Consider the following 25,057-nt stretch of genomic DNA (forward strand, 5'->3'; position numbering starts at 1 on the left):
AAGAAAACCTCCACCTGGAGGTTAATTCTGATATCGTCGTGGCACGCCGCCCAGCGGCATCCGACAACGACGTTACGAAGGAAGGCCCATGGCTCTGCCACTCGCCTCAGTCCAGCTCTACACGCTCGCGAAAGAATTCAGCGAGGACATGTCCGGATCGCTCGACAAGCTGGCTGCTCTCGGCCTGCGCAACGTCGAGGCGTTCGACTTCGTCCGCCGTCCCGATGAGATCCGCGCGGCGCTCGACGCCAGCGGCCTCGCCTCGCCGACCGGCCACGCGCCCCTGCTGTCGGACGAGCTGTGGACGCCGGACGGCTCGATCCCCACCCCCGCGCCCGAGGTCGTCTTCGAGGCCGCCGCGAAGATCGGGATGACCACGGTCATCGACCCCTTCGTCCCCGCCGAGCGCTGGTTCACCGAGGAGGGCGTCGCCGACATCGCCGAGCGCCTCAACCGGCTCGCCGAGACGGCCGCCGGTTTCGGCATGACCGTCGGCTACCACAACCACGCGCAGGAGTTCGTGAAGTCCTTCGACGGACAGACCGCCTACGAGCGCTTCCTCGAGCTCACCGACGACCGCGTCGAGATCGAGCTCGACCTGTTCTGGGCGCTCACCGGCGGCCAGGACGTGCCGGCTCTCGTCGAGAAGCTCGGCGACCGGCTCATCGCCGTGCACGTGAAGGACGGCATCGCCCCGGCATCCAACCCGTGGGCTCCCGGCTCCGACGAGTTCGGCTCCGACTCGCTCGAGCAGTTGCGCGCCGGCACCGGAGACGTCCCGCTCGCGGCATCGCTGCGCGCCGGCACGAACATCCGGTACGCCGTCATCGAGTACGACAAGGCCCCCGGCGACGTGTTCGAGGACATCGCGGCGTCCTACGCCTTCCTGAAGGACGGCGGGTTCATCGCATGACCGGTCCCGTCGGAGTCGGCATCGTCGGTGCCGGTGTCATCAGCCAGACCTACCTCGAGAACCTGACGTCGTTCCCCGACGTGAAGGTCGTCGCCATCGGCGACATCATCCCTGAGCGCGCCCAGGCCAAGGCCGAGGAGCACGGCGTCCCCTCGTGGGGCACCCTCGAGGACGTCCTCGGAAACCCCGAGGTCGAGCTCGTCGTCAACCTCACGATCCCCGAGTCGCACATCGCGGTCTCGTCGCAGGCGGTCGCGGCCGGCAAGCACGTGTGGACCGAGAAGCCGCTGGGCCTGGACCGCGAGGGTGCTCGCCAGTTGTTGAAGGATGCCGACGCTGCCGGCGTCCGCGTCGGCTCGGCGCCCGACACGATCCTCGGCCCCGGGTTCCAGTCCGCGAAGCGTGCGATCGCCGAGGGCGTCATCGGCACGCCCCTGTTCGTGCAGACGGCTTTCCAGACGCAGGGGCCCGACCTGTGGCATCCCGAACCGGCGTTCCTGTTCGCGAAGGGTGCGGGACCGCTCCTCGACATGGGGCCGTACTACTTCTCGGCGCTCGTCAGCCTGCTCGGCCCGATCGCCGGTGTCGCGGCGCGGGGATCGCGCTTCCGCACGGAGCGTCACATCCACACCGGCCCCCGCGCCGGTGAGACGTTCCCCGTCGAGGTGCCGTCCTCGGTGCAGGTCCTGTCGACGTTCGAGGGCGGCCAGCACGGCACGCACCTGCTCAGCTTCGACTCGGCGCTCGAGCGTCACGGCGTCGTGGAGATCCACGGCACCGAGGGCTCGATCGTGCTGCCCGACCCCAACCGCTTCGACGGTCCGACCCGTTACGTGAAGCCGCTCGGCGTCTTCCGCGACGGGATGAAGACCGAGCAGGAGTGGATCGACGTCGAGCAGCAGGGCACGGTCGTCGGCCGTGGTCTCGGTGTCCTCGACATGGTCCGCGCGATCGCGGAGAACCGCACGCACGTCGCGACCGGCGAGCTCGGCTTCCACGTGCTCGACGTGCTGCTGTCGGCGCAGGACTCGGCCGAGACCGGCCAGTACCTCGAGATCGACAGCACCGTCGCGCCGGTGCCTGCGGTTCCGGTCGATTTCGACCCCTTCGCCCGCACGCTCTGATCAGCTGACAGCACGACGGCCCGGATCCCTCGGCGGGGTCCGGGCCGTCGTCCGTTCGTCAGCGCGGTTGGTGTGCGCGCACCCGGAACCAGAGGCTCAGCTCGCGTGCGGCGCGGAGCGTGGCCGACGGGTCGCCGTGCGCTTCGAGGTCGTCGAACGTGTCGCGGAAGCCTTCGGGCGCGTTCTCGTCGGGCATCGCTATGGGCTCGAAGCCCATCGTCCACTCGGCGAAGTTGCGTTCCTCGATGAATTCGTCGATGAGGACGCGCAGGTGGTCGTGGCGCGGATCGCGTTCGATCTTGCCCATCGTCTCTCGGACGGCCTGCTCGGGGCCCTCGAGGATCTGGATGAAGCGGCCGTTGCGATACAGCAGCATCCCGGTGATCTCCCGCTGCGCGTTCGAGGCCCGGCTCTGCTGGAGCAGCTCGCCGAGTGCGTCGTCGCTGAACGGGGCGGTCGCGTTGCTGGAGTACACGACGGAGAAGACGGTGTCGTCGGCGGCGGTCATCGGTTCTCCCGGATCGTGAGGATGCCGTTCGTCCCCGGCGCGGGTGTCGGAACCGACGAGAGCGTCCGCATCGCGGAGACCAGGTCGGCGAACGTGCCGATCACCGCCGAACGCATGTCGAATGCGTCGTAACGCCCGTCCCGACGTCGCTCGATGTAGCCGAGGAAGTTGCCGTCGCGGCTGCCGACGTGGAAGCCGTCTTCGACGCGCGCCCAGACCGTGCCGGGGGATGGGTGGTGCTCAGACACGGGGACCTCACTTACTCGTGGTGCAGAGTAGCCACGGTAGGTGAGGGCCCCGACAGCCGCGCGGGCTTGACAACCCGTTGGCCGCTCACCCGCGAGTCAGCGGTAGTTGATGAACTGCAGGTCGACGTCGAGGTCGGCGGCCTTCAGCATCCGCTGCACTTCCTGCAGGTCGTCGCGGGACTTCGACTGCACGCGCAGCTCGTCGCCCTGGATCTGCGCCTTGACCGACTTGGGTCCCTCGTCGCGGATCAGCTTGGTGATCTTCTTCGCGTCCTCGGAGGAGATGCCCTCCTTGAGCGTGGACACGAGACGGAACTCCTTGCCCGAGGGCTGCGGGTCCTCGGACTCGAGGCTCTTCAGGGAGATGCCGCGCTTGATGAGCTTGGACTGGAAGACGTCGAGCACGGCTTTGGCCCGCTCGTCGCTGTTCGCCTTGATGAGGATCGACTCACCGCTCCACTCGATCGAGGCGCCGGTGCCCTTGAAGTCGTAGCGCTGCTCGACCTCTTTGCGCGCCTGGTTGAGAGCGTTGTCCGCCTCCTGACGATCTACCTTGCTGACCACGTCGAACGAAGAGTCTGATGCCATGCGTTCGAGGGTACCGCTGTGCCGAGCGGATGCCGCGGGTCGCGACATCCACATCGTTGCGCGCCCGTGATCCGCGACCGTTAGCGTCGAGGCATGGATCGTCGGGGGAAGATCATGCTCGGAATCGCCGTGGGGGCGGTCGTGGGGTTGCTGGCGCTCGCGGCGCCGGCGGTCATCGGCATGATCCCGACGGACGAGGTGGTGGCGGAAGCGCCCTCGCCGTCGACCAGTCCCGCGCGCATCGCGCCGCCGACCCCGACTCCGACCCCGACGCCGGAACCCGCGGAGCCCGCACCCGTCGAGACGACGCCCGCACCGCCCGAGAGCAAGTGCCTGGGCGTCGCACCCGGCAAGGATCGCGGGTCGATCTCTCCCGGGGCCACCGGCGTCGTGGAGCGATCCAACGGGAAGGGTCTCGCGACGGTCTACCGCGTGGTGTCGAACGATTCGTACTGGGCGATCGTCGAGCGCTTTTGCCTCGACAGCGGCGACTTCGACGCCGCCAACGCGTTCGACGGTGCGGGCGACATCTACGAGGGCGACTACCTCGCGATCCTCCCCGAGGGGACGGTGACGGCGGCGGCGCTCAACGAGGCGAAGAAGGGCGGCTATCGCACCCACCAGGACTGCGACGGCATCGCACGCATCGAGGTGTCCGAGCCCACCTCGTCAGGGCGGATCTCCGTGAGCATGTCCGGCGCCCTCACCGACACCGGCACCGGCGAGTACGCGGAGGGTCCCGTCGAGAAGGTGGACGGGAAGCCCACGTTCTACACCGTGCAGCCCGGCGACACCTATCGCGGTATCGGCGACCGCTTCTGCGTCGACGCGATCACGGTGCAGCGCTTCAATGAAGCAGGCGGTCCCGAGCACATTCTGCAGCCGGGCGACCGGGTGCAGCTCCGGCCGACCAGCCGGTCCATCGAGGCCAAGGGCTGAGCCCCGCGCGCCGCCCGGCGCGGGCGCGTTCCACCCGTAGCCTGACGGGGTGAGCACGCCCGCACCTCCTCAGCTCGCGCAACGCGCGTGGGGAATCGCCGCTGTCGCCATCGTCGTCCTGTCGGTCCTGCCGACCCTCCTCGTGCTCGTCCTGGTCGCGACGGTCGACGAGCAGTACGGGTGGCTCCTCATCCTCACCTTCGCGCTGCTCGTCGCGGGCGGGTCGGCGGCGATGCTCGCCGGCATCGTCGGTCTGGTGTTCGCCGGCATCCGTCGACGCGGGTTCGTCTGGCCCGCGGCCGGAACAGTCCTCGGGATCGCACTCGTCGGCGCGGCCTCGATCATCCTGGCCGTCGGGAGCTGACGGCGGAGCCGCGGCATCCGTCGCTTCGTAGACTGGAGTGATGCGGCCGCTGACAGAGGACCAGTTGCGCGACGTGCTCGTCAATGCGACAAGGGACGAGCGGGAACGTCTCGAACTGCCCCACGACTTCCCGATCCTCGAGTGGGATCATCTCGACTTCCTCGCCTGGCGAGACCCCACGACGCGCAGCCGGGGTTACGTCGTCGCCGAGATCGGCGGCGAGCCCACCGGCATCGTCCTGCGCGCCGCGAACGGCGCCGCCCGCGCCCGGTCGGCGATGTGCAACATCTGCCACACGATGCAGCCGGGCAACCAGGTGACGATGTTCACCGCGCGACGGGCGGGGGATGCCGGTGACCGCGGCGACAGCGTCGGTACCTACGTGTGCGCCGATCTGACCTGCCACGACAACGTGCGGATCGCCGGTCCGCTCGCGCCGAGCGAGATCCGCGCGAGCGTCGATCGGCGGATCGACGGCACCCGGCACCGGCTCGAATCCTTCGTGGAGCGCGTCGCCTCCGCCGCCTGAGGCCTCGGTTTTCGACATGCCCTCGGGGAGGGTAGTATCGGTGATCGCGCCTCCGGTCGACTGAGAAAGCCGGGCGGGTGCGCACCTGGCGAGTTACCCAAGCGGCCAAAGGGATCTGACTGTAAATCAGACTGCATTGCATTCGGGGGTTCGAATCCCTCACTCGCCACCAGACGAAAGAGCTGCGGACATCTTCGCGGCTCTTTCTTGTTTCTCCCGGCGTGCGCAACCCCTGTGGACATCTCCGTCGCCCACGGGGCGGTCTGACAGGATGGGGGATCGAGGGCGGGGGAGGCCTCCGCCGAAGGGATGCCGAGGATGAGCGAACCGAGCACTGCGCCGAATTCGAGCAAGATCTTCCGAGCCGCGATCTGGGTCGCGATCGGCGCCTTGATCGCCGCGGCGATCGTCTGCGTCGTCTGGGTCCTGGTGGGCGACTCCAACGGAATGGTGGCCCGGGCGTTCCTGACGATCCTCCTGCTCGCCGCCTTCGCGGGAGTGTCGATCCTCGAGGCATCCCTCGCCGAGCGCCGCCCGGCCTGGTTCGCACTGGCGAGCATCGTGTCGTGGGTCGTCGCGCTGATCGCGGGGGCGTTCATGATCTGGATGCCGGAAGCTCCCGGCGACTATGGCGTCGGCGCCGAGCGGTTCTTCAAGTTCATCCTGATCGTGCTGATCCTGCAGGCGGCCCTGCTCCACATCCGGCTCTACAGCAAGTCGTTCGCGCGACACCAGACGACCTTCACGAGCATCGTCGCCTACGTCACCATGGGCCTCGTCGTCATCCTGGCCGTCATGCTGATCATCCCGCTGCTCTTCGCCGAGTTCACCGACTTCCGCGACATCTACTGGAAGGTCGTCGTTTCGGTGACGATCCTCGCCGCCGTCGGCACTGCCCTCGTCCCGCTCGTCAACGCGCTGTTCGCCCCGAAGCGCGATCGTTCCCCGGTCTCCGGCTACGGTTCCCAGGGCTACACCGCCCAGCCGTACGGCTCCGTCGCGCAGCTCGACCCCGCGCTGACCGCTCCGGCGGCTCCCGTCCAGGCCTGGCCGACGTACGCGGACGGCCGCACCCCGCTCCCGGTCATGCCCGACGGGTCGCCCGACTGGAACGCCTACTACACCGGCCAGCCGAGCTACCCGCAGCAGCCGTACGGCGCGACGGCTTCCCAGGCGCCCCCGGCTCCCGAGTCCGTTCCCGCGGATGCGCCGGCGGTTCCCCCGGCACCGCCGGTTCCGGGCGACGCGTCCCAGCCCGATCAGCCCGCACCGCCGGTCCCGCCTGCGCCGAGCGCGCCGGACGTGCCGCCGCCGCCGCGCTACTGAGACCGCGGGCCGGCTAGCCCGGCAGCATCTCGAGAGCGGCCATCGCCGCGTTGTGTCCGCCGATCCCGCTGACCGCTCCACCACGGCGGGCACTCGATCCGCAGAGCAGCACACCCTCGACACCGCTCGAGACTCCCCACCGTTCGGCGGGGGTCTCGAGCGGTTCGTCGTCTCGAGCCCACGGCCACGACAGCTCACCGTGGAAGATGTCGCCTCCGACCATGCCGAGGTCCCGCTCGAGGTCCGCCGTCGTGCGGGACTCGACGCAGGGGCTCCCGCCCGGTGCCCGGTACAGGAGGTCGGCGATCGGCTCGGCCAGCACCGAGTCCAGCGACCGCTCGGCCGCCGCCCACAGGGCGTGACGGTCCGCGGCACCTCCGGCGACCAGTCGATGGGGGACCTGCAGCCCGAACAGGGTGAGTGTTTGCGCCCCCGACGCGCGCAGCTCGGGTCCCAGGATCGACGGGTCGGTGAGGGAGTGGCAGTAGATCTCCGCCGGCAGCGGATCCGGGATGGCTCCGCCCGCCGCACGGTCGTGGGCGGCATCCACCTGCGACAGGGTCTCATTGATGTGGAACGTGCCGGCGAACGCGGCGCGAGCGTCGACCGAGGTGTCCCGCAGTCGGGGCAGGCGGGACAACAGCATGTTGACCTTGATCTGCGCCCCCTCGGGACGGGCGGCGCCGGTGCCGATGCTGCCGCCGGCGCGCAGGAGGCCGTCGAGCACCGCCGCGCCCACGCCGCTCAGAATGAGCCGCGCCCCGAGCCGTTCGCCGTCGGCGAGTTCCACGTCACCGTCGGGGGAGACCGCGACGACCTCGGCGCCGGTCCGGATCTCGGCGCCCGCCGACCGGGCCGCGCGCTCGAGCTCGGCGCTGACGGCACCCATGCCGCCGACCGGGACGTCCCAGGTCCCGGTTCCGCCACCGATGACGTGATAGAGGAAGCAGCGGTTCTGACGGAGCGACTCGTCGTCTGAGTGGGCGAAGGTTCCGATCAGGCCGTCCGTTAACGCGATGCCGCGGGCGACGTCGGTTGCCAGTGCCCCTCGGATGAACTCGCCGAGCGGACGGCCCGACACCGCCTCCCAGAGGGCGTCGTCGCCGACGGCGGCGCGGACGGTGGACTCTCTCCGCAGAGGCGCCGTGACGGTCGGGAAGAGCGCCCTGCCCAGCGGGGCCACCCTCTCGTACAGCGCCGAGAACCGTGCCGCCTCGCCGTCGTCGCCCGTCGCGTGCGCGAAGCTCGCCGCGGTGGCGGCGGCATCCGCGTTGTCGATGAGGATGCCGCGGTCCGGGGACTCCGGCATGGGCGTGTACGACGAGTAGCGTCGCCGCTCGAGTCGGATGTCGAGTCCCAGATCGTCGATCACGGTGCGGGGGAGCAGGCTGACGAGGTACGAGTAACGAGACAGGCGCGCGTCCACTCCCGGCCAGGGGCGCTCCGAGACGGCTGCGCCGCCGACGTGACCCTGACGTTCGAGCACCGTCACGGTGCGTCCCGCGCGGGCGAGATAGGCAGCGGCGACGAGGGCGTTGTGCCCTCCGCCCACGATGACGACGTCGCGGATGGCGCTCATGATGCTCAACCTAGCGGCGTACCGTGGAGGGATGGATGCCGCTGCGCTCGCCGACCTCGCCCTCGACATCGCCCGTGACGCCGGCGCCCTGGCGCTGCGCCGTCGCCAGGAGGGTGTCGCGATCGCCGCGACCAAGTCCGTCATCGCCGACATCGTCACCGAGGCGGACCGCGAGGTCGAAGCCCTCATCCGCGCGCGGCTCGCCGCCGAGCGCCCCGACGACGGCTTCCTCGGAGAGGAGTCCGGCGCCGAGCGGGGCACCTCCGACATCACGTGGGTCGTCGACCCGATCGACGGGACCGTCAACTACGCCTACGGGATGCCGCACTACGCCGTGAGCATCGCGGCGGTGTCCGGAGAGCCCACGCCCCCGACCTGGACGGCCCTCGCCGGTGTCGTCCACAACCCGGCTGTCGGCGAGACGTTCTACGCGGTGCGCGGTGGCGGAGCCTGGCGGGGCGAGGAGCGCCTCGCCGTGTCGAGCGTCGGCGAGGCGGGTGGGCTCGTGGCCACCGGCTTCGGGTACGACCCGAAGTACCACGAGGAGGACCTCGCCCGCGTCGCCGCGGTCATGCCGCTCTTGCGCGACCTGCGGCGCGCCGGAGCGGCGTCGCTCGACCTCGCCTACGTGGCCGCCGGGCGGCTGGACGGCTACTTCGAGCGCGGCCTCCACCCCTGGGATCACGCCGCCGGCGCACTGCTGGTGACCGAGGCGGGCGGGCGGGTCGCGGGCGCGCCCGGTGGATTCCCCGGGCGCGACATGACCGTCGCGGCGGGCCCCGAGCTCTTCGCGCGACTGACGGCCACCATCGGGTTGTGAATGGACATCCCATTCCCAGGCCCGTTCGTGTAGCGTGTTTATCTGATCGTTACCTTCGCTGCCCGAGCGAGGGTGTCTGTCCTTGAAGCCCCGCGGCCCCGGCCGCTCTACCCGAGAGCCCGCACGTTTGACTTTCGAGACCTCCCCGACTGACGCGCCCGCCGCGCGTCGCGATCGGCGACCCGCCGCGTCCGGCTCCATGCCGTTGACCCGTGCGGAGTATCGCAAGCAGGCTGCGGCCCCGGTCAGCGACGCCGAGACGGCAACCGTCCAGGCCGTCGCCGCCATGGGTGACGTCATCGCGATGATCCAGGCCACCGACACCCCGGCGCTGCGCCGTCGTCGCACGCGTGCCGTTGCGGCGGACTCCTCGGCTGCAGACCTCGGGCCCGTGTCGCTGGCGGAATCCGTTGTGTCCGAGACCATCGCCGACGCCGTCATCGCCGACTCGGTCCCCGTGCCGTCTGCCGATGCCGCATCCGCCATTGCGGCGAGCCCGGTCGCGCAGATCCCGGTCGCCCCCGTCCCGCTGCGTCGTCGCGTTCGCTCTGCGCGCTCCACGACTGCCGAGGCCACCGCGACCCCCGAGGCGACGCCGGTTCGCGAGTTCCTCGACGAGACGATCGTCCTCCCGTCCGCGGACTCGACGCACGCCTCCGGCCACGACGCGGCTCCCGGCATCGACGAATTCGAACTCGCGGCGAAGGTGTTCTCCTTCACCGGCGAGACGCCGATCCAGGTCGCCCGCGCAGCCGCTGACGCCGACGAGCAGACTCAGCGCAAGACCCGTGTCCGCATGGCCGACCAGCCCCCGCGCCCCCGGCGCGGCCGTGTCGTGTTCAAGCGGCTGGCCGCGGCATCCTTCTCGGTCAGCGTCGTCGGCGTCGTCGGCCTTCTCGCCATCGGAACGACGACCCCGGTTGCGGCCGTGGGTGCGTTCGGCCAGGAGGTCCGCGGCGACATGACGCTCGCCAGCGAGAAGACCCCGACCGAGGCTCCCGAGATCCAGGCGTACGTCTCGGGATCGACGGCCGCGGCCGGCGATCTCGCGCGTTCGGACGAGTACGACATCGAGTCCATGGCCGACGTGGCCGCCGAATCCGGCGTCACCAAGTTCGCGGGAACGTGGGTGAACGATGCGACCGCCGAGGTGCAGTGGCCGTTCCCGGTCGGTGTGCCGATCTCGGCGCAGTTCGGATCCACCTCGTACCTGTCGAAGTTCTCGCGGGTGCATCACGGCACCGACTTCACCCCCGGGCGAGGCGCCGAGATCCACGCGGTCGCAGCGGGTACCGTGCGCATCGCCACCGAGGCGGGCGGGGACTATGGCGTGACGGTCGTCCTCGACCACATCATCGACGGCCAGCTCGTGTCGACCCGCTACGGCCACATGGAGTACGGCTCCCTCCGCGTTTCGCCCGGCGAGACCGTCAAGGCCGGCCAGGTCCTCGGCAAGGTCGGCAGCACGGGCAAGTCCACCGGTCCTCACCTCCACCTCGAGGTGCTGCTCGGCGGAACCACCCGCATCGATCCGCTTCCGTGGCTGAAGGAGCACACGCGAGGCTGACCCGGTTACAGAGGGATGCCGCGACTCTGGTATCCTCTTCTAGTTGCCCGCTTGCGGGCAGCACGCCCCGATAGCTCAGTGGCAGAGCACTTCCATGGTAAGGAAGGGGTCGTCAGTTCAATCCTGACTCGGGGCTCGCAGCATCCTTCAGATGCGCCACGGCGGGGTAGCTCAGCTGGTCAGAGCGCACGACTCATAATCGTGAGGTCGCGGGTTCAAGCCCCGCTCCCGCTACGCAAAACCCCTGGGCTCCACCCCGGGGGTTTTGTCATGTCCGGGCGGGGGTCAGCTCGCCGTTCCCATCGCGTCCAGCAGCGCATCCTCCGGTTCGACCGGTCGCGGTGGCCGCCGCTCACGGCGTGCACGTGACAGGAACGCCACTGCTCGCGCCGCTGCTACGCAGATGCCGCAGAGTACGGCGACACCCAGCATCCGCAGACTAAGGACGGGTTCGCCCTCCAGCGACGTCCACGGGAGCATGACCCAGACGACGGGGACGGAGGCCACAGTGCCCAACGCCCCGAACGCGACGATGTACACCCACGTCGAGGTGACGGTCCGCAACGCTCGCGCCGTCAGCCACGCCAGCGGCGAGCCGAGGCAGCAGAGGATGAAGACGGCGACGGTGCTCAAAGCGAGGAACCAGCCGAGATAGTCGAACCCGCCGCCCGGCGAGGAGGCCTCGGCCCCCCAGTACGCGCCGACCATGACCGATCCGAGCGCCCACGTCGTGAGCGTGTGCACCGTGATGTCGGCCGACGTGAACGGCACCTGCGCATCGGGAGCGGTATTCATGACCTGAACCTGACACAGATCGTGGGGGAGGTGAAGACGCAGGTCGAACCGCGGCATCCTTACCTGTCGGCGGATGCAAGGGATTCGACGCGACACGCCGCCTCACCGGGTCGGTGGGCGGCGTGTCGAGCACGATCTGTTGCGTCGGTGAACGCGATGCGTCGATCCGGCGAGTCAGACGTCGATGGGGGAGAGGTCGCCCTCGCCCTCCTCGCCGAGCTCGACGACGACCGGATCCTCGCCCTGCGATTCGGGTTGGATGTCGGTTGCGGCATATGTCTCTTCGGGCTCGTCCGCCGGGGTGTCGAGGGGGCGTCCCTCGAACTCGGCGTCGGCGGCCGCGGTGTCACCGACCGTCGTGTCCTCCGTGGGTGCGTCGTTCGGGTCGAGGCGGATGCCGTCGTCGCCGGTCTGCTCGGGAGTGCTCATGGTGTTCCTTCCTTCGAGAACCTCACCTTCACCCACTCCACCTTGCTCGCGCAGAGGCTGTCGCCTCGCGCCGGGCTGGGCTACCCTGCCGCGGTGACCACGCGACTGCTGCTGATCTCCGACACCCACATCCCCGGCCGTGCGCGCACTCTGCCCGACGCGGTCAGGCGCGAAGCGGATGTCGCCGACCTCATCGTCCACGCGGGGGACTGGGTCTCGGCATCCGTCCTCGGCGACCTTCGTGCGCACGGTGACGTGCTCGGCGTGTGCGGCAACAACGACGGCGACGATCTGCGTGCCATCCTCCCCGAGATCGCGCGCCGCGAGATCGAGGGGGTCCGCGTCGCCGTGGTGCACGAGACCGGGCAGAAGCAGCGCCGCGAGGAGCGGATGGATACTGCCTTCCCCGATGCCGACCTACTCGTGTTCGGCCACAGCCACATCCCGTGGGACACGACGTCGCCGAGCGGGATGCGGCTCCTCAACCCCGGTTCGCCGACCGACCGACGGCGTCAGCCCCATCACACGCTGATGGTGGTGGAGCTCGCGGACGGCGGCATCCGTTCCGTGGATCTTCGTCGCATCTGACGGGTTGCACCCCGCCGTCGGAGGAGTACTATCGCTGTCGGATTGCTAGAAAAGCGAGGTAAATCTCATGGCGACGGACTCCCGCCGGTGGCTCGGACTGGTCTTCATCAGTGTCGCGGTGTCGCTGATCATCGTCGACTCGACGATCGTCAACGTCGCGGTGCCGTCGATCGTCGAGGAGCTGAAGATCAGCTCGACCGAGGTGCAGTGGGTCCAGGAGGTCTACACCCTCGTCTTCGCCTCGCTGCTGCTGCTGTTCGGTGCCTTCGCCGACCGCTTCGGCCGACGCCGCGTCATGCTCATCGGCGTCTCGGTCTTCGCGGCGTCGTCGGTGCTGGCGAGCTTCGCGCCGACGGGTGAGCTGCTGATCCTCGCCCGCTTCGTGCAGGGCGTCGGCGGAGCGATGATCCTGCCGACCACCCTGTCGCTCATCAACTCCACGTTCCGCGGCCGCGAGCGCGGCATCGCGTTCGCCGTCTGGGGATCGACGATCGGCGGCATGGCCGCGGTCGGCCCGCTCCTCGGCGGCTGGCTCACCACGGCGTTCTCGTGGCGGTGGGCGTTCGGCATCAACATCCCGCTCGGCATCATCATCGTCATCGGTGTGCTGCTGACCGTCGCCGAGTCGCGGGAGAGCCGTAAGCGCTCGATCGACGGGGTGGGCGCTCTGCTGTCCGTCATCCTCTTCGGCTCGCTCGTGTTCGGCCTGATCGAGGGCAGGACGTTCGGCTGGTGGATCGCCGAGGACGGTCTCACGATCGGCGGCTGGACCTGGCCGCTCTCCGTCTCGCCGATCCCCTTCGCCTTCGCCATCACTCTCGTCGCGCTGGTCCTGTTCGTCCGGTGGGGCCTCCGCCGCGGTCGCCGCGGCCAGGACCCCCTCATCGACTTCTCGCTGCTGAGCATCTCGTCGTTCCGGAACGGCAATATCGCGGCCCTCGTCGTCTCGCTCGGCGAGTTCGGCCTCATCCTCGCGCTGCCGCTGTGGCTCCAGTTCGTCCTCGGCTTCGACGCGCTCCAGGTCGGGCTCCTCCTCCTCGCCCTCGCCGGGGGATCGTTCGTCGCGAGCGGCGCCGCGGGCGCGTTCAGCGGCAAGGTCCCGGCGGTCGTCGTGGTGCGCGTCGGCATCCTCGCCGAAATCATCGGCATCGCCTGGGCGGGGTTCATCATCGGACCGGATGCCGCCTGGGGCTGGCTCATCCCCGCCCTCGCCGTCTACGGGTTCGGCGTCGGACTCGCGACGGCCCAGCTGACCGGCGTCATCCTGCAGGACGTCCCCGTCGAGAAGTCGGGCCAGGGCTCGGGCATGCAGTCCACCTCCCGCCAGGTCGGGTCGGCGCTCGGCGTCGCGATCCTCGGGACGGTGCTGTTCACGACGACGGGAGGCGTGCTCGCGGCATCCCTCGACGATGCCGGCGTCCCGTCGGCCGCAGCCGACACCGTCGTCACCGCCGTCGTCGACTCGGCGGGAGCGGCGATCGCCGGTCTCGAGGCGGACCCGTCGCAGGCGCAGATCGCGGATGCCGCGCGCACCGCCTTCTCGGACGGCACGCGCGCCTCGGCTCTGACAGCCGCCGGCTTCCTCGTCATCGGGCTGGGCGCGACGTTCGCCCTCGGTTCCGGCCGCCGCCGCGACGTCGAGGCTCAGGCGCCCCGGCCGGCGGAGCGCGTCCAGGGAGCCTGACCGTCATTCCCCTGTCGCAACACGCCGCGCGCGGCCGCAGTTCGCGACAGGGGAACGCAGCCCACGCCGCCGGCCGGCACTCGCCTGTCACAACACGCCGCCGGGTCTCGCCGTTCGTGACAGGGGAGGTCAGCGCGCCGTGAGAGCGGCATTGACCTTCGCGGCCGCCTGAGCGTGATGGCCGAACACGTCCGCTTTCGTGAGGCGGAGGACGGTCCATCCGGCGGCGCGCAGCGCGTCGTAGCGCTCGATGTCGTATGCCCACTGCCCGGGATCGAGCAGGTGATGCTCGCCCTCGTACTCGACCGCGACACGCGCACCCGGATAGACGAGGTCCGCCGTCGCCACGACGCGGCCGTCGGCGACGATCGGGTGATTGAGACGTGGTTCAGGCAGTCCCGCGTCGAGCAGCGCGAGCCGCAGATGGCTCTCGGGTCGCGAAGCTGCCCGGGTCCGGAGCAGGGGAAGCGCTTCGCGAAGTGAGCGGATGCCGACCCGTCGCCCGCGGTCGATCGCAACCGCCAGCTCATCGATAGTCGCGAGGGGATTTGGCACCCGCCACGTCCGCACGATCGCGTCGCCCGCGGCGACGAGGTCCCGTTGCGAGCGCAGGATCGCGCCGAGCGTCGCCCATGTCGACGCGGGGTCCGTCACGCGGAGTCCGGTCGTGGGGTGGGTCGCGAACCGTGCGATGCCAGGGAGCAGTTCGTGGCCGCGCACCCCGACGGAACGGGGGAGCCGTCGCGGGCCCTCGACTCCCACGTGCACTCGACGATCATGCAGCACACCCGGAGGAAGGGGGATGTCCCAGATGACCGCCGCGGTGATATGGCTGAAGGCTTCATGCGGAGCCATCCTTGCGGCGTACTGCCGTGCGCGAAGGAGGTGCGCCGCCTCGGCGTCTCCTCGCGGCATCCCGAAGCGATCAGATCCTGAGTCGTCGTGCGCGTCTCGACGCTCCCGAACACCGTGGAATGGCCGCACGAGGTCGCCTCTTCGCAGTCGACTCGTCGGGATACCGGCTGCCCGAGCAGAGGCGACCGAGAACCGCTCGCCGAGCGACGCGGGAAGGGGGTGCATCCGTCCAGCGTCCCGCCGACGTCGACCCCGCCGCCGCTGGGCTGTGGAGTCGGAGAGGGGACGCCGCCGATCCCCGCCTGTGCAGAAGGCCTCCCCTGTCTTGAACTGCGAGCCGCCGCGGCGTGTCGTGACAGGGGAGCGAGTGAGTTCCGCCATGGGAGTCTTCCCCTGCCGCGAACGACGGGGCGCCGCGGCGTGTCGTGACAGGGGAAGTGGCTGGGGTGGCGCGAAGCGCGGCCGAACTACGATCGGAGGGTCCCGCCCGGCATCCTTCTCTGGAGGTACACCCATGTCCACGCCCCTCACCGGCTCGGCAGCGCCCGACCACGCCGCCGATCTCGCCGACTTCGTCGCCGCCTCGCCCTCGAGCTATCACGCTGCCGCCGAGGTCGCCCGCAGAGTGCGCGACGCGGGCTTCACGGAGCTCGACGAGCGCGACGCATGGCCCTCCCAGCCCGGCGGGCGGTTCTTCGTCGTGCGCGACGGAGCTGTCCTCGCGTGGGTCGTCCCGAACGGGGCGGATGCCGCGACCGGCGTCCATGTCTTCGGCGCACACAGCGACTCCCCGGCCCTGAAGCTCAAGCCGCGTCCCACGACGGGGAGCCTGGGCTGGCTGCAGGCCGGCGTCGAGGTCTACGGCGGTCCGCTGCTGAACTCGTGGCTCGACCGGGAACTGCGCCTCGCCGGTCGCCTCGTGCTCGACGACGGGACGAGCGTCCTCGCCGCGACGGGCGCTCTCCTGCGCCTGCCGCAGCTCGCCATCCACCTCGATCGCGAGGTCAACGACGGCCTCGCCCTCGACAAGCAGCGTCAGACCCAGCCGGTCTGGGGCCTCGGCGACGCGGACTCCGCCGACCTGCTCGGCGAGCTCGCCGCCGAAGCCGGCGTCGACGCCTCGCGCATCCGCGGGTACGACGTGGTCACGGCCGACGCCGCCCGAGGGGCGGTGTTCGGCAAGGGCGATGTGTTCTTCGCCTCGGGCCGTCTCGACGACCTCGCCTCGGTCCACGCCGGCGTCGTCGCCCTCGAGCGTGCGGCCGACGGGTTCGACGCGCAGCGCATCGCGATGCTCGCCGTGTTCGATCACGAGGAGGTCGGGTCCGCGACCCGCTCGGGTGCGGCCGGACCGTTCCTGGCAGACGTCCTCGAGCGCATCCAGCTCTCCCTCGGGGCCGACCGCGAGCAGCAGCTGCGCTCGCTCGCGTCGTCGTGGTGCGTCTCCAGCGACGTCGGGCACGCGGTGCACCCGAACTACGCCGAGAAGCACGACCCGGTGGTCCAGCCTCGCCTCGGTTCCGGCCCGATCCTCAAGATCAACGCGAACCAGCGCTACGCCACCGACGGCGCCGGCGCGGCCGCCTGGCACGGCTGGTGCGACGCCGCCGGTGTCGGCTCGCAGGAGTTCGTCTCGAACAACGCCGTGCCGTGCGGCTCGACCATCGGTCCGATCACGGCGACCCGGCTCGGGATCGCGACGGTGGACGTCGGCATCCCGATCCTGTCGATGCACTCCGCGCGCGAGCTCGCCGGCGTGAGCGACCTGCACGACCTGTCGCGGGTGGCGGAGGCCTTCTTCACCGCCTGAGGCTCAACGCCGAAACGACGGATGCCGCGGGCCCGCCGACGTCATGTCGGGGACCCGCGGCATCCGCGGTGTCAGCTGGTGATCAGTACCAGCCGTTGTTCTTCGAGTGGTTCCAGGCACCGCACGGGCTGCCGTAGCGCCCGTCGATGTAGCCGAGGCCCCAGGCGATCTGCGTGGCGGGGTTGGTCTCCCAGTCGGATCCGGCGCTGCTCATCTTGCTGCCGGGGAGCGCCTGCGGGATGCCGTACGCGCCGCTCGAGGAGTTGTGCGCGCGGTAGTTCCAGCTCGACTCCTTGTCCCAGAGCGAGACGAGGCAGGAGAACTGGTCGTCGCCCCAGCCGTAGTTTCCGAGCATGCCCCGCGCGGTCGACTGCGCGGCGGCGGCCGACGTGCCGCTGCGCGCCTTGCCGCTGGTGGGGACGGAGTTCGAAGAGCTCGACGAGCGGGACGAAGAAGAGGACGACGAGCGGGACTCGCTGGCCTCGGCCTCTGCGGCCGCTGCCTCTTCGGCAGCCTTCTTCTCGGCTGCGGCCTTGGCGGCAGCCTCGGCCTTGCGCTTCTCCTCGGCGAGGCGTTCCTTCTCCTTGGCGATCGCGGCGTCGAGACGTCCCCGGAGGGCGCTGGTCTTCTCGGTGACGGCGGTGATCTCGGTCTCGAGCTCGGCCGTCGCGTCGCGGGTGTCGAGCAGGAGCGGCAGCGACGACACGGTCTCGAGGTCGTCGACGGCCTTCGAGAGGCCGTCGGTCGGGACCGTGATGTCCGTCGTGCCGACGTTGAGCTTGGATGCCGTGATGTCGGCGGTCACGTCGGTGGAGGCGGCCGCGGCGTCCTGCGCACGCTGGAGCGTGGACTGGATCTTCGACTCCGGAGCGGACGTCGCGACACCGTCGGTCAGCGACTCGGGGAGCTTCTGAGTGAAGGAGGCCAGGGCGATCGCCGGAGTGGAGGTCTCCGATGATGCGGCCTGCGGCGCGGGGGCCATGGCGGTCGCGCTCGCGGCGATGACGAAGGCCGTGGTCAGCGTCGAGAGGACGAGGACCGGGCGCCGCCGGAGGCGACGGGCTTCGATCTGGGTGGAGCGGATGGAGCGGCGGGTGGAGGGCACAGTCGAGTCAGTAGGCATGCAGCAGTAATGGTTCCGTGTAGCGAGGGCACGCCTGTGAAAGGCGAGCGTGACCGTTCGGGCGGGCACGAGTCGCCCACTCTGGCCGACGTACCTGAGCGTTACCCGAACGTTACCTGGATATCCTCGATCGGTCGCCCGCTCACAAAAGTCCTGATCACGGAGCCTGGCAACTTCCTGAGGTCCGCCGCGGACCCTTCCAAGCGATATATCGTTGTGTATCGGTCACCACGTGAAGGAGACATCATGAACAGTCCATTCGGTTCGCAGGGCTTCGGGTCCAGCGGTTTCGGCGGCAGCGGCCGCGGGTTCGGATCCGGCCCCCAGGGCATGGATCTCGGCAACCTCGGCGCCGGGCTCATGGAGGCGTTCGAACAGTTCCGCACGTCGTTCGATCAGCGTCCCGGCCCCTCCCGTATGAGCCGCGGGGACGTCCGGACCGCGGTGCTCGCGCTCCTCTCCGAGAAGCCCATGCACGGCTACCAGATCATTCAGGAGATCGATTCGCGAAGCGGCGGATCGTGGAAGCCCAGCGCGGGGTCGGTCTACCCGACGCTGCAGCTCCTCGCGGACGAGGGGCTCATCGTCGCCGAAGAGGCGGGCGGACGGAAGACGTACTCGCTCACCGACGCGGGTCGGATGGTCGCCGACGAGGCGGCCGGCTCGGCGCCCTGGGAGACCGCTGGCCCGACGAAGGAGCACCACCCGCGCGCGACGGCGCTGCCGAAGGCGGGCGTCGAATTGGCGCAGGCCGCCGCGCAGGTGGCGCGATCCGGGTCCCCCGAGCAGGTGGCGGAGGCCGTGGAGATCCTCGAAGAGGCTCGCCGTCGGCTCTACGCCCTGCTCGCGCAGGGCTGATCCGCGTGGCAGCACGGCGTCGGGAAGGCGAGAACCTTCCCGACGACCGCGACGCGCGGGCGCGCTATCGACGGATCCTCCGTTTCGCGGCGAGGGCACTCGCCGTCACATGGTGGTTCGAGCTCTTCCTGCCGCGCATCGGCCTCGGCTGGATCGGTGTGCGGGGGCGATCGGCGCGTATGCAGCGCATCGCCCGCCGATTCCACGGTCTCGCGATCGACCTCGGTGGCCTGATGATCAAGGTGGGCCAGTTCATGTCGTCGCGCCTGGACGTCCTCCCTCCCGAGATCACGAAGGAACTGGAAGGACTGCAGGACGAAGTCCCTGCCGTCCCGTTCCCCGAGATCCGTGCCGAGGCCGAAGGGCAGCTCGGCGTGCCGCTCGACCGCGCGTTCGTCGCCGTGGAGAGCGTGCCGGTGGCCGCGGCATCCCTCGGTCAGGCCCATCGGGCCCGGCTGTCGGAGGAGGATGCCGCCCTCACCGGGCTCGACGCCGTCATCCTGAAAGTGCAGCGCCCCGGGATCCAGCGGATCGTCGACACCGATCTCGCGGCGCTGCGTCGCGTGGGCCGGTGGCTCAGCCACGTCCGCATCGTGTCGGACCGCGTCGACGCCCCCCAGCTCGTCGAGGAGTTCGCCGAGACGAGTCTCGAGGAGATCGACTACCTGCAGGAGGCGGCCAACGGCGAGCGGTTCGCGGCGGACTTCGCCGGTGATCCCCGCGTGGGCGTCCCCGCGGTCGTCTGGGAGCGCACGTCCCGTCGCGCGCTCACGCTCGAGGACGTCACGGCGATCAAAATCACCGACCACGACGCGTTGCGTGCCGCCGGGATCGATCCCGCCGAGGTCGCGAAGGTGTTCGCGTCGGTCATGTTCGACCAGGTGTTCACCCACGGGTTCTTCCACGCCGACCCGCATCCGGGGAACATCTTCGTCACACCCCTCACGGGGACGGATGCCGCCGGTGCCGACGCCCCGTCGTGGCGGCTCACCTTCATCGACTTCGGCATGATGGGCGAGGTCCCGCCGGGTCTGCGGAACGGATTGCGGCGCCTCATGATCGCCGTCGCCGCCCGCGACGGCGTCGCGCTCGTGCAGAGCATCCGCGACGTGGGCGTCCTGCTGCCGAGCGCGGACACGACCGAGCTCGAACGAGCGATGACGCAGCTCTTCGCCCGCTTCGGCGGCATGGGGTTCGCCGAACTCCGCGAGGTGGACCCGCGGGAGTTCCGCGCGTTCGCGATCGAGTTCCAGGACGTCGTGCGGGCACTCCCGTTCCAGCTGCCGGAGAACTTCCTCCTCATCGTTCGCGCGATGTCGCTGACCTCGGGTGTCTGCAGCGCGCTGGATCCGACCTTCAACCTCTGGGATGCGGTCGAACCGTACGCCTCACGTCTCGTCCGCGAGGAAGGACGTAACGCCGTCGGCGACGTCCTGCGGCGTGCCGTCTCGAGCATCACGACCGCGTCGCGGCTGCCGGGGCGCGTGGATGAGCTCATCACGCGTGTGGAGGACCGGCGGATCTCGTTCCCCGACCCGGCACTGGAACGCCGCGTCGCGCGGCTGGAGCAGCTGGGCCGTCGCACGCTGTCGGGACTGCTGTTCGCCGCCCTCCTGGTCGGTGGGGCGACACTGCGTCCCGACGACCCGGTTCTCGGCGGCGTCCTGATGACCGGTTCGCTCCTGCCTCTCGCCCACGCGCTCCTGGCGGGCGTCTTCGGCCGCCGCGGGTGACGGGCGGCCGCCGCCTAGGATGAGTCGGGCGCACCGGCACAGCTCTGACGGTGCGCGTGGAGGAGGCGGCATGGCCGACAACCGGAGGACCTGGATTCTCGTCGACGGCGAGAACATCGACGCGACCCTCGGCGGATCGATCCTGGGGCGGCGCCCCCAGCCCGACGAGCGGCCCCGGTGGGACCGCATCCTCACCTTCGTCGCCGACCAATGGAACCAGGACGCGCGCGGCCTCTTCTTCCTGAATGCCTCGACGAACCTGCCGATGTCGTTCGTGCAGGCCCTCCTCGCGCTCGGCTACCAGCCCGTGCCGCTGTCGGGCGACCCCGACGAGAAGGTCGTCGACCTCGCCATCCAGCGGACGCTCCAGGCACTGCAGCAGCACGGTGACGACGTGGTGCTCGTCAGTCACGACGGCGACTTCGTCGACGACCTCGGCGTCCTCGCCGACGGATCGCGACGCATCGGCGTGCTGGCATTCGAGGAGTTCCGCAACGCCGGCTTCGCTCAGATCCCCGGCATCCGCTTCTTCGATCTCGAATACGACGCCGGCGCGTTCGACGCGCAGCTGCCGCGCGTGCGGATCATCCCGATCGACGAGTTCGACCCGGAGCAGTTCCTGCGCTGAGCGGGGTCAGGCGAACCGCACCCAGTTCGCGCCGCGGCCGGTCTCGTACCGCCCCTGCAGGTGCAGGTCGGCGCCGTCGACGCGGTACAGCGAGACTGTCGTCGACCGCTCGCCCGCCGCGACGAGCAGCGCGCGGTCGTCGCTCACCGCGAACCCGCGCGGCTGCTCCTCGGTCGCCGCGAAGCCGGTCGGCGCGCTGAGCGAGCCGTCGGCGTCGATGCGCAGCGCCGCGAGGGTGCTCGCCGTGCGCTCCGACGCCCACACGACGCCGTCGGTGAGGTGGATGTCGGCGCCCCAGACGTAGTGGTTCTCGCGCGGGTCCTCGTCGATGACGCTGTGGCGGAGCTTCTCGGACGGGTCGTGGGCCGGGGTCGCGTCGACGAAGTCGAGGATGCCGTTCGCCGGGTCGCGGCGGAAACGCAGCACCTCGCCCGTGAACTCGGTGAGGACGTAGACGGTCCTCTCGTCGTCGCTGAACGCGAGGTGCCGCGGTCCACTCCCTGCGGGGGCGTCCGCGGTCGCCGGGTCGAGCGCGGAGAGGGAGAGGTCGTCGCCCAGTGCGTACTGCGCGATGAGGTCGGTCTCGAGCGAGACGAAGTAGGCGTGGCGCCCGTCGCCGCTCGCGAGCACCGAATGCAGCCGTGGGAACCGCACCTCGGCGGTCGGTGCGGAGACGACGCCGTCGTCGCCCACCGCGCACACGATGCCGTACCCGCCCGAGTAGGCCGCGCCGAGCAGCACGGAACCCTGCCGCGTCAGCGAGAGGTAGTTCATCGCGCCGCCGGGTAGCGCGACCCGCGAGAGCGGGGTGAGCGCGCCGGTCTCGCGATCCAGGGCGAGGGTCAGGATGCCGGCGTCCGGGTTGTCGTCGTCGGCCTTCACCGATGCGTACACGAGGCCACGGTCGACGTCGACGGCGAAGTTCGAGCAGCCGGTGGTGCCCGCGGTGACGGCGAGGCGTTCCAGCCCGGCATCCGTCACGCGGAACGTGCTGATCGAGGAGTCACCGGCATTGGCCACGAGGACGAGCGAAGAGGACATGATCCGATCGTATGCCGCTGACCGGAGCGGCCGCTGCGGTCCCCGGGAGTAGGGTCGAGGCATGCGTTTCGTGTCGGATCTGCCCTCGTGACCGCGCTCCCGACCATCGACCGCACCCCGCGCTACTACCTGAGCGCCCTCGGCATCGGTCTGCTCGCCGGGCTCATGTCGGGCATGTTCGGAGTCGGCGGCGGCACGGTCATCGTCCCGCTCCTGCTGACGCTCCTCGTCTTCGACCAGCGCCGCGCCGCGGGCACGTCGCTCGCCGCCATCGTCCCGACCGCCGCCGTCGGCGTCATCTCGTACGCCGCTGTCGGCGCGGTGGCGTGGATCCCCGCGCTCATCCTCGCCGCGGCCGCCGTCATCGGTGCGCAGGTCGGCACCTGGCTGCTCGCGCGGCTGCCGCAGAACGCGATCCGGTGGGGGTTCATCGCCTTCCTCGTCGTCGTGATCGTGATGCTGTTCATCGTGGTGCCGTCGCGTGATGCGGAGGTCCCCCTGACGTGGGGCACCGGCATCGGATTCGCCGTGCTCGGCGTCTTCACCGGGATCATGGCGGGGCTCCTCGGCGTGGGCGGCGGAGTCATCGTCGTGCCGGCGCTCATGTTCCTCTTCGGGACGAGCGACCTCGTCGCCAAGGGCACCTCGCTGCTGATGATGATCCCCACCGCCATCTCGGGCACGATCGGCAACCTGCGTCGCCACAACGTCGACCTCGTCGCGGCGGCGGTCATCGGCGTCGCGGCGTGCACGACCACGGCCCTCGGCGCCTGGCTCGCGACCCTCGTCGATCCCTTCACGGCGAACGTCCTCTTCGCGGTGTACCTCACCTTCATCGCGGTGCAGCTCGGGATCAAAGCGATCCGCGCCCACCGCGCCCGCTGACCGGACCCGCGGGAGGCCCGGACGGTAGGATCGTCCGGTGCCTGTGAATCCCGAGTTGCTCGGTCGAGCCTTCCCGCCGACCACCCCGTACCTCGTCGGACGCGAGAAGGTGCGCGAGTTCGCCCGTGCCGTCTTCGCGACCGACCCGCAGCACGATGACCCCGCCGCGGCTCAGGCCCTCGGCTACGCCGACGTCGTCGCGCCGCCCACCTTCGCGATGGTGATCCAGGACATCACGCTGCAGCAGCTGCTGGGCGAGCCCGACTCGGGCATCGTGCTCGAGCGCGTCGTCCACGCCGAGCAGCGCTTCCGCTACACGCGACCCATCGTCGCGGGCGACGAGCTGACCGGCCGCCTCACGGTCACCGGCATCCGTGCATTCGGCAAGGGTGCGATGGTGACGAGCGAAGCCGAGATCACGGATGCCGGTGGCGACCACGTCGTCACGGCGACGTCCGTCCTGCTGGTGGGAGGAGACGAATGATCCCCCTCGAGGTCGGCGCGGTCGTCGCCGAGCGCACCGTCCACCTGACGCGCGCGTCGCTCGTCCGGTACGCGGGAGCGTCGGGCGACTTCAACCCCATCCACTACAACGACGCCGTCGCCGAGCGCGTCGGCCTGCCCGGCGTCCTCGCCCACGGCATGCTGACGATGGGCCTCGCCGTCGAGACGATCGTCGAGTGGCTTGGCGACTCCGGTCGCATCCTCGAGTACGGCGTGCGCTTCACGCGCCCCGTCCTCGTCGACACCGAGGCCGGCGCGGACGTCACGGTCGTCGCGAAGGTCGGCGCGGTCGACGACGATGCCGTGCGTATCGATCTGACGGTCAGCCACGACGGCACGACCGTCCTCGGCAAGGCGCAGGTGCGCGTCCGCGCGGCATCCTGATGCCCGAGATCACGCCCGTCCCGCTCTCTCAGCTCACGACTCTCCGGGTCGGCGGGTCTCCGCAGCGGATGGTCGAGGCGACGACGGCCGACGAACTCGCCGACGCGCTCCGCGAGGTCTGGGCGGCGGGGGAGCCGTGGCTGGTCCTCGGCGGCGGATCGAACCTGCTCTTCTCCGATGAGGAGTTTGAAGGCACCGTGATCCTCGTCCGCTCGTCGGGCATCGAGCGGCTGCCCTCGCCGAACCCCGGTCACGTGCGCCTCAGGGTGCAGGCGGGTCACTCGTGGGACGACCTCGTCGCGCAGACGGTCGCGGCTGGGCTCAGCGGCATCGAGGCGATGGCCGGGATCCCCGGCACGACGGGCGCCGCGCCCATTCAGAACGTCGGTGCGTACGGTCAGGAGATCGTCGAGACGCTGGTCGAGGTCGAGCTCATCGACGAGGCGACCGGCGAGGTGTCGGTGGTCCCGGCATCCGATCTCGGTCTCGGTCTTCGCACCTCGGTGCTGAAGAAGCACTACGGTTCGGTGCCGGAGCGTTCGGCCGTCATCCTGTCGGTGACCCTCGAACTCGCCCAGGTCGGCCACGGCGCCGTGCCCGTCCGCGGTGCGCAGCTGCGCTCGGCGCTGGGACTCGACGCGGATGCCGAGGTCACCCTCGCGTGGATCCGCGAGACCGTCCTCGAGATCCGCGGACGCAAAGGCATGGTGCTCGACGAGGGCGACCACGACACGTGGAGTGCCGGGTCGTTCTTCCAGAACCCGGTCGTGTCGGCGCAGTTCGCCGCGACCCTCCCCGCGGAGGCGCCGCGGTGGTCGATGGCGCCCGCCCTCGAGGCGGATCGCGTCATCCCGCTCGACCGGTTCGACGGGTTCATCCCGCCGCGGGCCGGCGGACCCGCGCCCGTCAAGATCAGCGCCGCATGGCTCATCGAGCACGCGGGGATGCGCAAGGGCTTCCGCCTGCCCGGCTCGCAGGCGTCGCTGTCGACCAAGCACGCGCTCGCGCTCACGAACCGCGGCCGGGCGACGGCCGAAGAGGTCGCCGCCCTCGCGCGGCTCATCCAGCAGCGCGTGCAGTCCGAGTTCGGCGTGCTCCTGCAGCCCGAGCCGGTGCTCTTCGACGTCGAGCTCTGACCCCGGGGCGTTCGACGCCGAGGTCCCGATCCGGCCGGGAACAGCACGCTCATTCCCGGCCGGAAGGGGACCTCGGCGATCGTCGCCCGAGTCCGCCCT

General features: G+C 70.3%; 27 protein-coding genes and 3 tRNA genes. 21 read left to right on the top strand and 9 right to left on the bottom strand.

Annotation, left to right across the window (positions count from 1 at the left end; genetic code table 11):
* The first annotated feature begins 88 nt into the window (after window positions 1-88).
* Window positions 89-913 carry a sugar phosphate isomerase/epimerase family protein gene (locus tag Q9S78_RS05055; RefSeq protein ID WP_018186895.1) on the top strand — a complete coding sequence of 275 codons (825 nt, stop codon included), beginning with the start codon at window positions 89-91 and terminating at the stop codon, window positions 911-913.
* A complete protein-coding gene (locus tag Q9S78_RS05060) occupies window positions 910-2,037 on the top strand; it encodes a Gfo/Idh/MocA family protein (protein ID WP_311869239.1) in 1,128 nt (375 codons plus the stop codon). Before Q9S78_RS05055 ends, Q9S78_RS05060 begins: the two co-directional genes overlap by 4 nt.
* Window positions 2,038-2,095: 58 nt before the next feature.
* Here the strand turns inward: Q9S78_RS05060 and Q9S78_RS05065 are convergent, their stop codons facing one another.
* From Q9S78_RS05065 to Q9S78_RS05075, 3 genes are all read right to left on the bottom strand, one after another.
* Window positions 2,096-2,545 (bottom strand): BLUF domain-containing protein, encoded by a 450-nt coding sequence (locus Q9S78_RS05065; RefSeq protein ID WP_311869241.1) that lies wholly within the window; start codon window positions 2,543-2,545, stop codon window positions 2,096-2,098.
* Complete coding sequence (locus tag Q9S78_RS05070) at window positions 2,542-2,793, bottom strand: hypothetical protein (protein WP_020098084.1); 252 nt, start codon at window positions 2,791-2,793, stop codon at window positions 2,542-2,544. Before Q9S78_RS05070 ends, Q9S78_RS05065 begins: the two co-directional genes overlap by 4 nt.
* A 96-nt stretch (window positions 2,794-2,889) precedes the next feature.
* On the bottom strand, window positions 2,890-3,381 hold the full coding sequence (locus Q9S78_RS05075; RefSeq protein ID WP_028497481.1) for a YajQ family cyclic di-GMP-binding protein: 492 nt from the start codon (window positions 3,379-3,381) through the stop codon (window positions 2,890-2,892).
* Window positions 3,382-3,474: 93 nt separating this feature from the next.
* On the opposite strand from Q9S78_RS05075, the gene Q9S78_RS05080 reads away from it, so the two are divergent.
* The 5 genes from Q9S78_RS05080 to Q9S78_RS05100 all read left to right on the top strand — a co-directional run bounded on the left by Q9S78_RS05080 (window position 3,475) and on the right by Q9S78_RS05100 (window position 6,539).
* A complete protein-coding gene (locus tag Q9S78_RS05080) occupies window positions 3,475-4,320 on the top strand; it encodes a LysM peptidoglycan-binding domain-containing protein (protein WP_311869243.1) in 846 nt (281 codons plus the stop codon).
* Between the two features lie 49 nt (window positions 4,321-4,369).
* The gene (locus Q9S78_RS05085; RefSeq protein ID WP_020098087.1) at window positions 4,370-4,684 is read left to right on the top strand and encodes a hypothetical protein; all 315 of its coding nucleotides are present in this window, start codon (window positions 4,370-4,372) and stop codon (window positions 4,682-4,684) included.
* A gap of 40 nt (window positions 4,685-4,724) precedes the next feature.
* A complete protein-coding gene (locus tag Q9S78_RS05090) occupies window positions 4,725-5,213 on the top strand; it encodes an FBP domain-containing protein (protein WP_018186904.1) in 489 nt (162 codons plus the stop codon).
* A gap of 87 nt (window positions 5,214-5,300) precedes the next feature.
* Window positions 5,301-5,385 (top strand) — tRNA-Tyr (locus Q9S78_RS05095).
* Between the two features lie 146 nt (window positions 5,386-5,531).
* Entirely contained in the window at window positions 5,532-6,539 is a 1,008-nt protein-coding gene (locus Q9S78_RS05100; RefSeq protein WP_311869246.1) for a hypothetical protein, read from the top strand.
* Window positions 6,540-6,552: 13 nt separating this feature from the next.
* On the opposite strand, the gene Q9S78_RS05105 is transcribed toward Q9S78_RS05100, so the two are convergent.
* Window positions 6,553-8,118, bottom strand: coding sequence for a phytoene desaturase family protein (locus tag Q9S78_RS05105; protein WP_311869249.1), 1,566 nt, complete (start codon window positions 8,116-8,118; stop codon window positions 6,553-6,555).
* 31 nt (window positions 8,119-8,149) lie between these two features.
* Between Q9S78_RS05105 and Q9S78_RS05110 the strand changes: the two genes are divergently transcribed.
* The 4 genes from Q9S78_RS05110 (at window position 8,150) to Q9S78_RS05125 (ending at window position 10,739) form a co-directional block, all read left to right on the top strand.
* Complete coding sequence (locus Q9S78_RS05110) at window positions 8,150-8,938, top strand: inositol monophosphatase family protein (RefSeq protein ID WP_311869685.1); 789 nt, start codon at window positions 8,150-8,152, stop codon at window positions 8,936-8,938.
* A gap of 199 nt (window positions 8,939-9,137) precedes the next feature.
* The gene (locus tag Q9S78_RS05115; RefSeq protein ID WP_311869252.1) at window positions 9,138-10,505 is read left to right on the top strand and encodes a M23 family metallopeptidase; all 1,368 of its coding nucleotides are present in this window, start codon (window positions 9,138-9,140) and stop codon (window positions 10,503-10,505) included.
* Between the two features lie 64 nt (window positions 10,506-10,569).
* A tRNA-Thr gene (locus Q9S78_RS05120) sits at window positions 10,570-10,641 on the top strand.
* Window positions 10,642-10,665: 24 nt separating this feature from the next.
* A tRNA-Met gene (locus tag Q9S78_RS05125) sits at window positions 10,666-10,739 on the top strand.
* A 51-nt stretch (window positions 10,740-10,790) separates the two neighbouring features.
* On the opposite strand, the gene Q9S78_RS05130 is transcribed toward Q9S78_RS05125, so the two are convergent.
* Together Q9S78_RS05130 and Q9S78_RS05135 are read right to left on the bottom strand one after the other, a co-directional pair.
* A complete protein-coding gene (locus Q9S78_RS05130) occupies window positions 10,791-11,300 on the bottom strand; it encodes a hypothetical protein (RefSeq protein ID WP_311869255.1) in 510 nt (169 codons plus the stop codon).
* Window positions 11,301-11,474: 174 nt separating this feature from the next.
* Complete coding sequence (locus Q9S78_RS05135) at window positions 11,475-11,729, bottom strand: hypothetical protein (RefSeq protein ID WP_116228474.1); 255 nt, start codon at window positions 11,727-11,729, stop codon at window positions 11,475-11,477.
* Between the two features lie 93 nt (window positions 11,730-11,822).
* Between Q9S78_RS05135 and Q9S78_RS05140 the strand changes: the two genes are divergently transcribed.
* Window positions 11,823-12,317: a metallophosphoesterase family protein gene (locus Q9S78_RS05140; protein ID WP_311869258.1), complete on the top strand. Its 495-nt coding sequence runs from the start codon at window positions 11,823-11,825 to the stop codon at window positions 12,315-12,317.
* Window positions 12,318-12,384: 67 nt separating this feature from the next.
* Entirely contained in the window at window positions 12,385-14,001 is a 1,617-nt protein-coding gene (locus Q9S78_RS05145; protein WP_311869259.1) for a DHA2 family efflux MFS transporter permease subunit, read from the top strand.
* 129 nt (window positions 14,002-14,130) lie between these two features.
* Here Q9S78_RS05145 and Q9S78_RS05150 read toward each other — a convergent pair whose 3' ends face one another.
* Complete coding sequence (locus Q9S78_RS05150) at window positions 14,131-14,856, bottom strand: endonuclease domain-containing protein (RefSeq protein ID WP_311869261.1); 726 nt, start codon at window positions 14,854-14,856, stop codon at window positions 14,131-14,133.
* Window positions 14,857-15,370: 514 nt separating this feature from the next.
* On the opposite strand from Q9S78_RS05150, the gene Q9S78_RS05155 reads away from it, so the two are divergent.
* Window positions 15,371-16,666 (top strand): M18 family aminopeptidase, encoded by a 1,296-nt coding sequence (locus Q9S78_RS05155; RefSeq protein ID WP_311869263.1) that lies wholly within the window; start codon window positions 15,371-15,373, stop codon window positions 16,664-16,666.
* Window positions 16,667-16,748: 82 nt separating this feature from the next.
* Here Q9S78_RS05155 and Q9S78_RS05160 read toward each other — a convergent pair whose 3' ends face one another.
* Window positions 16,749-17,771, bottom strand: coding sequence for an aggregation-promoting factor C-terminal-like domain-containing protein (locus Q9S78_RS05160; protein WP_311869267.1), 1,023 nt, complete (start codon window positions 17,769-17,771; stop codon window positions 16,749-16,751).
* Between the two features lie 264 nt (window positions 17,772-18,035).
* On the opposite strand from Q9S78_RS05160, the gene Q9S78_RS05165 reads away from it, so the two are divergent.
* The 3 genes from Q9S78_RS05165 to Q9S78_RS05175 all read left to right on the top strand — a co-directional run bounded on the left by Q9S78_RS05165 (window position 18,036) and on the right by Q9S78_RS05175 (window position 21,008).
* Window positions 18,036-18,647: a PadR family transcriptional regulator gene (locus Q9S78_RS05165; RefSeq protein ID WP_018186915.1), complete on the top strand. Its 612-nt coding sequence runs from the start codon at window positions 18,036-18,038 to the stop codon at window positions 18,645-18,647.
* A 5-nt stretch (window positions 18,648-18,652) separates the two neighbouring features.
* Window positions 18,653-20,380: an ABC1 kinase family protein gene (locus Q9S78_RS05170; protein WP_018186916.1), complete on the top strand. Its 1,728-nt coding sequence runs from the start codon at window positions 18,653-18,655 to the stop codon at window positions 20,378-20,380.
* 70 nt (window positions 20,381-20,450) lie between these two features.
* Entirely contained in the window at window positions 20,451-21,008 is a 558-nt protein-coding gene (locus Q9S78_RS05175) for an NYN domain-containing protein (protein ID WP_018186917.1), read from the top strand.
* A 6-nt stretch (window positions 21,009-21,014) separates the two neighbouring features.
* On the opposite strand, the gene Q9S78_RS05180 is transcribed toward Q9S78_RS05175, so the two are convergent.
* Complete coding sequence (locus tag Q9S78_RS05180) at window positions 21,015-22,049, bottom strand: lactonase family protein (RefSeq protein WP_311869271.1); 1,035 nt, start codon at window positions 22,047-22,049, stop codon at window positions 21,015-21,017.
* An 87-nt stretch (window positions 22,050-22,136) separates the two neighbouring features.
* Here Q9S78_RS05180 and Q9S78_RS05185 point away from each other — a divergent pair, with 87 nt between their 5' ends.
* From Q9S78_RS05185 to Q9S78_RS05200, 4 genes are read left to right on the top strand one after another with little or no spacing between them, the layout of a single operon-like run.
* Window positions 22,137-22,934 (top strand): sulfite exporter TauE/SafE family protein, encoded by a 798-nt coding sequence (locus tag Q9S78_RS05185; protein ID WP_018186919.1) that lies wholly within the window; start codon window positions 22,137-22,139, stop codon window positions 22,932-22,934.
* Between the two features lie 37 nt (window positions 22,935-22,971).
* Window positions 22,972-23,418: an FAS1-like dehydratase domain-containing protein gene (locus Q9S78_RS05190; RefSeq protein ID WP_036324300.1), complete on the top strand. Its 447-nt coding sequence runs from the start codon at window positions 22,972-22,974 to the stop codon at window positions 23,416-23,418.
* Window positions 23,415-23,822, top strand: a complete 408-nt coding sequence (locus tag Q9S78_RS05195; RefSeq protein ID WP_018186921.1) for a MaoC/PaaZ C-terminal domain-containing protein — start codon at window positions 23,415-23,417, stop codon at window positions 23,820-23,822. The genes Q9S78_RS05190 and Q9S78_RS05195 overlap by 4 nt, the downstream gene beginning before the upstream one ends.
* Window positions 23,822-24,958, top strand: coding sequence for a UDP-N-acetylmuramate dehydrogenase (locus Q9S78_RS05200; protein ID WP_311869275.1), 1,137 nt, complete (start codon window positions 23,822-23,824; stop codon window positions 24,956-24,958). The genes Q9S78_RS05195 and Q9S78_RS05200 overlap by 1 nt, the downstream gene beginning before the upstream one ends.
* Window positions 24,959-25,057 lie beyond the last annotated feature (99 nt).

The sequence above is a fragment of the Microbacterium aquilitoris genome (assembly GCF_031932285.1).
GTDB classification, from domain to species: Bacteria; Actinomycetota; Actinomycetes; order Actinomycetales; family Microbacteriaceae; genus Microbacterium; species Microbacterium aquilitoris.